8 protein-coding genes and 1 tRNA gene are annotated in these 7,240 nt (G+C 56.7%); 5 read left to right on the forward strand and 4 right to left on the reverse strand.

Going from position 1 to position 7,240, the window contains the following annotated elements; genetic code table 11:
* The first annotated feature begins 73 nt into the window (after positions 1–73).
* The 5 genes from ugpB (at position 74) to MGEO_RS10865 (ending at position 4,560) form a co-directional block, all read left to right on the forward strand.
* Positions 74–1,387, forward strand: coding sequence for a sn-glycerol-3-phosphate ABC transporter substrate-binding protein UgpB (gene ugpB / locus MGEO_RS10845; protein ID WP_085637113.1), 1,314 nt, complete (start codon positions 74–76; stop codon positions 1,385–1,387).
* A 63-nt stretch (positions 1,388–1,450) separates the two neighbouring features.
* Positions 1,451–2,332, forward strand: coding sequence for a sn-glycerol-3-phosphate ABC transporter permease UgpA (gene ugpA / locus MGEO_RS10850; RefSeq protein ID WP_085637116.1), 882 nt, complete (start codon positions 1,451–1,453; stop codon positions 2,330–2,332).
* Between the two features lie 20 nt (positions 2,333–2,352).
* Positions 2,353–3,189, forward strand: coding sequence for a sn-glycerol-3-phosphate ABC transporter permease UgpE (gene ugpE, locus MGEO_RS10855; RefSeq protein WP_085637158.1), 837 nt, complete (start codon positions 2,353–2,355; stop codon positions 3,187–3,189).
* A 4-nt stretch (positions 3,190–3,193) separates the two neighbouring features.
* On the forward strand, positions 3,194–4,246 hold the full coding sequence (locus MGEO_RS10860) for an ABC transporter ATP-binding protein (RefSeq protein ID WP_085637119.1): 1,053 nt from the start codon (positions 3,194–3,196) through the stop codon (positions 4,244–4,246).
* 17 nt (positions 4,247–4,263) lie between these two features.
* Positions 4,264–4,560 (forward strand): hypothetical protein, encoded by a 297-nt coding sequence (locus MGEO_RS10865; protein ID WP_085637122.1) that lies wholly within the window; start codon positions 4,264–4,266, stop codon positions 4,558–4,560.
* Here the strand turns inward: MGEO_RS10865 and MGEO_RS10870 are convergent.
* From MGEO_RS10870 to MGEO_RS10885, 4 genes are all read right to left on the reverse strand, one after another.
* On the reverse strand, positions 4,553–5,686 hold the full coding sequence (locus tag MGEO_RS10870) for a cytochrome-c peroxidase (protein WP_085637125.1): 1,134 nt from the start codon (positions 5,684–5,686) through the stop codon (positions 4,553–4,555). The two genes, MGEO_RS10865 and MGEO_RS10870, sit on opposite strands and share 8 nt — an antisense overlap.
* Entirely contained in the window at positions 5,683–6,060 is a 378-nt protein-coding gene (locus tag MGEO_RS10875) for a hypothetical protein (protein WP_085637128.1), read from the reverse strand. The genes MGEO_RS10870 and MGEO_RS10875 overlap by 4 nt, the downstream gene beginning before the upstream one ends.
* Positions 6,057–6,707 (reverse strand): amidohydrolase family protein, encoded by a 651-nt coding sequence (locus tag MGEO_RS10880; protein ID WP_233139841.1) that lies wholly within the window; start codon positions 6,705–6,707, stop codon positions 6,057–6,059. The genes MGEO_RS10875 and MGEO_RS10880 overlap by 4 nt, the downstream gene beginning before the upstream one ends.
* A gap of 442 nt (positions 6,708–7,149) precedes the next feature.
* Positions 7,150–7,226: transfer RNA gene (locus MGEO_RS10885), tRNA-Met, on the reverse strand.
* Positions 7,227–7,240: the final 14 nt, after the last annotated feature.

Raw genomic sequence — 7,240 nt, forward strand, 5'->3', positions numbered from 1 at the left:
ACGTTTTGATGTCTGAACCAGCCAAGAAGAGCACCAACAGACTGAACGCCGCATGTGGCGTATTGGAGGAACCATGAAGAAAACACTGATTTCCGGCTTGGCGCTGGCGACCGCGCTGAGCGCACCGCTGGCCGCATCGGCACAGACTGAAATCCAGTTCTGGCACGCTTTCACCGGGCGTCTCGGGGAACTGGTCAAGGCACAGGTTGAAGAATTCAACGCCAGCCAAAGCGATTACACCGTGGTCGAAAGCCATAAGGGCAATTATTCGGAGACCCTGAACGCGGGGATTGCAGCATTCCGTGCAGGCGAACAGCCACATATTCTGATGGTGTTCGAAGTGGGAACCGCAACGATGATGGCCGCAGAAGGTGCCATCAAGCCCGTCTACGAAGTGATGGCCGAAAGCGGAGCCGAGTTTGACCCCGACGCCTATATCGGCGCAGTCAAAGGATACTACACCACCACTGACGGACAAATGCTGTCGCTTCCGTTCAACTCGTCCACCCCTGTTCTTTGGGTCAACCGCGATGCGATGGAAGCCGCGGGTGTCGATCCCGACACCGATCTGTCGACATGGCAAAAGGTGGATGCGGTTCTTGAACAACTCAAGGCAGGCGGCGAGGAATGCCCTCTGGTGACTGCTTGGCAAAGCTGGATTCACCTGGAAAACTTCTCGGCCTATCATGATGTTCCTTTCGCATCCAAGGACAACGGGTTTGGAGGCGTTGACACCGAACTCATGCTCAATGGCGAAGCGCAGGTTGCTCACCTGAGCGCAATGGGACAGTGGGCCAAGGACGGCGAATTCATCTATACCGGTCGCCGCAACGAAGGCGGCGCGAACTTCCGCGCCGGAGACTGTGCTCTCTTCACCGAAAGCTCGGCCGGGTATGCAGGGATCAGCTCTGAGGCCGAATTCGACTTCGACGTACGTCCGCTTCCTTATTGGGAGGGTGTTGGCAACGCACCGCAGAACACAATCATCGGCGGCGCATCGCTCTGGGTTCTCTCGGGCCATGACGACGCCGAGTACAAGGGCGTGGGCGAATTCCTGAGCTTCCTGTCCTCGACCGACGTGCAGGCGAAATGGCACCAGGATACGGGCTATTTGCCGATTACGGTCGCCGCAGGGGACGCCACCCGCGCCTCCGGGTTCTATGACGAAAACCCCGGCACGGATGTGGCGGTCATCCAGATGACAGCCAATCAGCCGACCGGAAATTCGAAGGGACTCCGCCTGGGCTCGTTCGACCAGATTCGTGGTATCATCGACGAAGAGCTTGAGGCGATTTGGTCTGGTGACAAGACCGCCCAAGAAGCCATGGACAGCGCGAAAGAGCGGGGTGACGCCCTTCTGCGCCGCTTCGAGTCGGCCAACCGCTGATCTGACGCATGAAACAAGGCGGGCGCGCGACGCGCCCGCTTTTTCCGTTCCGGGGCAGAGACAATGGAAAAACGGGTCACGTTTCGCGGCTGGCTTCTCCCGCTGCTGTTGATCGCACCTCAGGTCATCATCTCGGCGGTATTCTTTTTCTATCCCGCCGGTCAGGCGATCTGGCAGTCGCTGTTCATTCCTGACCCGTTCGGTCTGTCCTCGCAATTCGTGGGCCTCGGAAATTTCGAGTTTCTGCTCACAGACAAATTCTACCGCGCGTCCTTTGTAACGACAGCGGTCTTTTCCATTCTCGTGACCCTGTGTTCGATGATCCCGGCGCTGTTCCTTGCAGTTCTGGCGGACCGGTTGATCAAAGGGTCCGGCGTGTATCGGACGCTTCTGATCTGGCCTTACGCCGTGGCACCCGCGGTTGCAGGCGTGCTTTGGCTCTTCATGTTCAACACCCGGGTCGGTGTCGTGTCCTGGTATCTCGGACAGCTGGGCTATGACTGGAACCACGTTCTCAACGGCAACGAGGCAATGGGGCTTGTCGTCGTCGCCTCGGCCTGGGGCCGGATCAGCTATAACTTCCTGTTCTTCTTTGCCGCCCTTCAGGCCGTACCAAGATCTGTCATCGAGGCCGCCGCAATCGACGGCGCACACTTCTGGCGGCGGTTCTTCACAATCGTTCTGCCACTGCTGTCCCCGACAACATTCTTTCTGCTGGTCGTGAACATCGTCTACGCCTTCTTTGAAACCTTCGGCGTGATCCACACCATTACGTCCGGCGGACCGCAGCAGGCGACGACGATACTCGTCTACAAGGTGTTTTCCGATGGCTTTGTCGGTCAGGACCTTGGGTCTTCTTCCGCGCAGTCGGTGATCCTTCTGATCGTCGTGGGTCTGCTCACAGTGGTTCAGTTCAAATACATCGAGAAGCGGGTGCATTACTGATGGCGCAGGAATCTCATGGCATGGTCGAAAAACGCGGGGCCGGGCTTTGGCTTGCACATGCGCTGATGATCATCGGAGTTCTGATCATCGCCTTCCCGATCTGGCTTGCGTTTGTCGCATCAACCGTCACACAGCCCGAAATCGTGCGACCCCCGATGCCGCTTTGGCCCGGAGATCAGCTGATCGAGAACTACACCGCCGCTCTCTTTTCCGGTGTGAACGTGCCAGTGGCAACGATGCTCTTCAACAGTCTGGTGATGGCCATCGGAATTGCCGTCGGCAAGATCATCATCTCTCTGCTTTCGGCCTTCGCGATCGTCTACTTCCGCTTTCCCGGTCGTAATCTGTTTTTCTGGCTCATCTTCCTGACGCTGATGTTACCGGTGGAAGTCCGCATCGTGCCGACGTTCGAGGTTGTTGCGGGTTTCGGGATGCTGAACAGTTATTCGGGCCTGATCTTTCCTCTGATCGCATCTGCGACCGCCACGTTCCTGTTCCGGCAGTTCTTCCTGACGATTCCGGACGAACTCGCAGAAGCGGCGCGTGTCGATGGCGCGAAACCGATGCGGTTCTTTGTGGACATCGTGGTTCCCATGAGCCGCACAAATATTGCCGCGCTTTTTGTCATTCTCTTCATCTATGGCTGGAACCAATATCTCTGGCCTCTTCTGATCACCACCGATCCCGAGATGAACACCATTGTCATGGGCATCAAACAGATGTTCCCGTCCGGAGATGATGTCGCGGAATGGCCGGTGATCATGGCAACCTCGATCCTTGCGATGATCCCACCAGTGATCGTCGTGATTTCCATGCAACGGCTGTTCATCCGCGGCCTTGTCGACAGCGAGAAATAACAACATGGCAACCGTCTCACTGAAGGACATCAAGAAAAGCTTCGGGGCCACTGATGTGATTCACGGCATCAATATGGACATTTCAGATGGTGAATTCATCGTCATCGTAGGTCCATCCGGCTGCGGTAAGTCCACGCTTCTGCGCATGGTCGCCGGCTTGGAAACGGTGACGTCTGGGGAGGTTCTGATCGGCGGACAGCGCGCGAACGAGAAAGAGCCGATGGACCGCGATATCGCAATGGTGTTCCAGAATTATGCGCTCTACCCTCATATGTCTGTGCGTCAGAACATGGGGTACGGGCTCAAGATCGCCCGGATGCCCAAAGACCAGATCAATGCGAAGGTGGAAGAGGCTGCCAAACTGCTGCAACTGACCCCGCTGCTGGACCGAAAACCGCGCCAATTGTCTGGTGGCCAGCGCCAACGGGTGGCCATGGGTCGGGCGATCGTTCGCGAACCGGCGGTTTTTCTCTTCGACGAACCGCTTTCAAATCTCGACGCCAAACTGCGGGTTCAAATGCGTCTCGAGATCAAGGAACTCCAATCGAAACTTGGCATCACCTCGCTATACGTGACACATGATCAAGTCGAGGCCATGACAATGGCGGACCGCATGATCGTGATGAACGGCGGTGTCGCGGAACAGATCGGAACACCCCTTGAGGTTTACGAAACGCCACGCACCCTGTTTGCCGCGCAATTCATTGGCAGCCCCGCGATGAATGTCTTCGATGCCGAGATCCGCGCAGGGAATGTCATGATCGACGGTGTCGCGATTACGCCTTCCGCTGGCGCGGATGGACCGGTGAAACTGGGAATACGGCCTGAACACCTTGTTCCTGAGGAGAACGGGCCTTTCCAAGTCAAGGTCATGATCACCGAACCTTTGGGGGCAAACACGCTCCTGCACGGTCGTCTGCCCGGGGGCGAAGATGTGACGATCAGCCTGCCAGGAGTCCACAACGTTTCCGCGACTGGTGCCGACATGCGTTTTGCAGCGCAGCCCGGGATGACCCATGTATTCGATGCGACGTCGGGAATGAGGTTGAGCAGTTGACCCCCTGAATACAGGACGTGGAAAACCGCTGCCGGATATTCCACGCCAACCTGATCAACGCAGGCATCCTGCCGCTGATCGCTACGGTCGAGGCGCAACCGGCGCTTGCCAGCGCGGATCAGGTCAGCCTGGATTTCGACGCGGTCCAATCAGATGCCCCGGTGAAGGTCGACATTGGGGAACAGTCATTCCGGTTGACCCACCAGCTGACCGCGCGCGATTGCGAGACGTTGCGATTGGGCGGGCTCTTGGCAAGACTATCCGGGCAGCACGCAAGCAGGACACGCCAAACCAGCGGAAAACAGGTCACTTGAAAGGCTTTATAGCTCCAAGGGTTTCAAGGAAACTGACCAGGTCACTTATCTGCTGCTCATCCAATTCCAGTGGACGCAAAATGGCCTCACCGTCCGCGTGCATACGTTCAAGATTGATGTCATTGTAATGACGGACGACCCCATCCAAATCCGCGATACTACCATCGTGCATGTAAGGAGCAGTCGCCGCGACGCCTCGCAGGCTTGGCGTGCGAAAAGTTCCAAAGTCGGCATGGCTCTGTCGCACGTTCTGCGACACCCATTTTCCGCGGCGTTCCGGGTCATCACTCCAGTCTCCCGCCAGTGTATAGGGGCTCGTCAATAAGGCCTTCAGCCCGTCAAATCGGCCAGGATCCACCTCCGTGTCGCTGAGAAAGTATGGCACGCCTGCATCGTGGAATTCATTGTTCGAGAAGCTGGGGCCAGTGTGACAAAAGCTGCAGTTTCCCTGCCCAAGAAAAAGCTGCAAGCCACGCTGGGCAGCTTGAGGAAACTGTCCAGCGTCTTCTAGATCGCCACGCTCCAATGCATCCCGGAAATCATCAAAAGAGGTCCGAGGTGTCGCCAGCGTTTCCTGGTAGGCTGCCAAAACCTTGGCGATATTGACAAGAACCGTCTGTGGGCTCTGGTTCAAAAGATCACCAAAAACGGTTTGATAGTCGGGCGCATGAGCGCTTTCTCGAACTGCGTTTTTCAGGCTTTCTGCGCTGTGTCCCATTTCAACATCAGAGATCAACGGCAGCAGGCTCGCCGCCCATAGGCTGTCGCTATCGCCACCCCAACCATACCATCGCAATCCCCGCAGGTTAAAAAGAGCAGGCGTGTTTCGCGCCAGTATCTCCCGTCCCATTGCTCTTGTCTGCCGGGACGCAAAGGCGGTCTGCGGATCATGGCAGGTTGCGCATGACATCGCGCCATCGACAGAAAGAACAGGGTCATCGAACAGCGCGCGCCCTAGGGCGATCGCTTTCGTATCGCCAGAGACACGATTGCTCGGATCAGGGGTCGCTTGCGGTGGCCATGGTCCAAAGGCCAGCGTCTGCGCAATCTCATTGTCGGACAGCAGAACGTCAGCTCTTGCCGATCCAACCAGAACGAGCATTGCCACAGAAAAACGTGCGATCATCTCAACGTTATCCTGTGGATATAGGGAAACGTCAGATCGCCGACCGTGATATCGAACCGAACTTCCCAAATCCCCGGCATGTGAAACAGCATTCCATGGACATCGAATACACCAAGTCCAAGATCCGTCACCGAAGGATCGTAGTTCATCCCATGCTGGTGCGCCGGCATCATGGCATCGACTTGGATACCCGTGACAGGCACCTCACCACATACTGTGAAACGCAGGGAGAACGGTTGCGACAGCGGAACATCGTTGACGATAACATAAGCATCCGGCGCACCCTGAAGTTCGGACACAACCGGTTCGCCATACCCGGAACAGGCGTCGGCACTGACCGACGATGCCAGAGACACAATTGCAGCAAGGATCATTTCTGCGACAGCATCTTTTCCGCATTGGCGAAGGCGATACCTTCAGCGATATAGTCGGGCAAAAGCTCCAGCCACGTCCTGGAAAACTCTGCGTGCGGGCCGACATAGTACCAACGCTCCGGAGCGAACGTATCCGTTCCGACCATGAAACGATCTGGGTGCGCTTGAAAAGCGCTGAGCCACTCAGGCTCCAGGGTCCCGCGAGACGACATGTCAGACCGAAACGCCAGGTCCGCCCAAAGCCGTGGATACGTGTCAAGAGCATCGACCACATCGACGGGGTCGGCAAAACCCGAATGGGCCCACAGGACCCGTGCGTCCGGCCAGGTTTCGAAGATCAGATCCAGCGCCGCACGATCCCCGTGGTGATGAAGTAGGAGGTTCCGTTCTTTGGCCAACTCGATCATTCTTTGAACGACAGGGGTTTTGATGTCGTCGCCGTAAGCATGGAATTCCCCTATGGCGTGGTATGTGTTCCGGGCGAGATTTTCCTCGAGGTAACGGATCACTGCGTCGTCATGCATCCACGTATTGATGGCCCCGCGACGACGATAGGGACGCAACGCTGGCACCACGATGTCTGGCGCTGCGGCGAGCAGCAACTGTGTGCCGTTATCGTCCGAACTGGATACAAGAGCTTTGCGCACACCGGCGTCCCGCAGGATTTTCGCAACCTGCTGAGGCGGCACCAGCTGAACGGCGTCATGACTGTAATGAATGTGGGCGTCGAAGATTGGCCGTTCCTCAGCGCTGACAGCCCCAGTCAGCGAAAGTATCAAACAAGCGGCAAAAGGTCGTATCATAAACAAGATCCCAGTACTCTACCGCAAGAAGGGTGCCTCGCACTTCGAGGAAGTCAATGGCGCATGCGTTGCCAGAAGGTGGGAACGGGCGTTTCAGTTCAGAAACGACGATCTTGAGGTATAGGACAGAAATCAAAGGCAAATATTAGGAAATACTGCCAAAATTCTTTTTGGGCCCGGTCCGATGGACAAGACTTGGTTCCGCAGAAGCAAAAAGTGCCCGCAGCTCACCAATAACGGCCGCCTATACAGACGGCAGTTAGCCAAATTTTTCGGTGTGATTAGTTGGTTGCGGGGGCAGGATTTGAACCTGCGACCTTCAGGTTATGAGCCTGACGAGCTACCGGGCTGCTCCACCCCGCGCCAAGGAAATACCG

It is taken from the genome of Marivita geojedonensis (assembly GCF_002115805.1).
Classification (GTDB): domain Bacteria; phylum Pseudomonadota; class Alphaproteobacteria; order Rhodobacterales; family Rhodobacteraceae; genus Marivita; species Marivita geojedonensis.

What these genes read in the sequence shown, in the direction of transcription:
- ugpE (WP_085637158.1), top strand. Translation starts at nt 2,353, where the DNA reads ATGGTCGAAAAACGCGGGGCCGGGCTTTGGCTTGCACATGCGCTGATG.
- ugpB (WP_085637113.1), top strand. Translation starts at nt 74, where the DNA reads ATGAAGAAAACACTGATTTCCGGCTTGGCGCTGGCGACCGCGCTGAGC.
- MGEO_RS10860 (WP_085637119.1), top strand. Translation starts at nt 3,194, where the DNA reads ATGGCAACCGTCTCACTGAAGGACATCAAGAAAAGCTTCGGGGCCACT.
- MGEO_RS10875 (WP_085637128.1), bottom strand. Translation starts at nt 6,060, where the DNA reads ATGATCCTTGCTGCAATTGTGTCTCTGGCATCGTCGGTCAGTGCCGAC.
- MGEO_RS10870 (WP_085637125.1), bottom strand. Translation starts at nt 5,686, where the DNA reads ATGATCGCACGTTTTTCTGTGGCAATGCTCGTTCTGGTTGGATCGGCA.
- ugpA (WP_085637116.1), top strand. Translation starts at nt 1,451, where the DNA reads ATGGAAAAACGGGTCACGTTTCGCGGCTGGCTTCTCCCGCTGCTGTTG.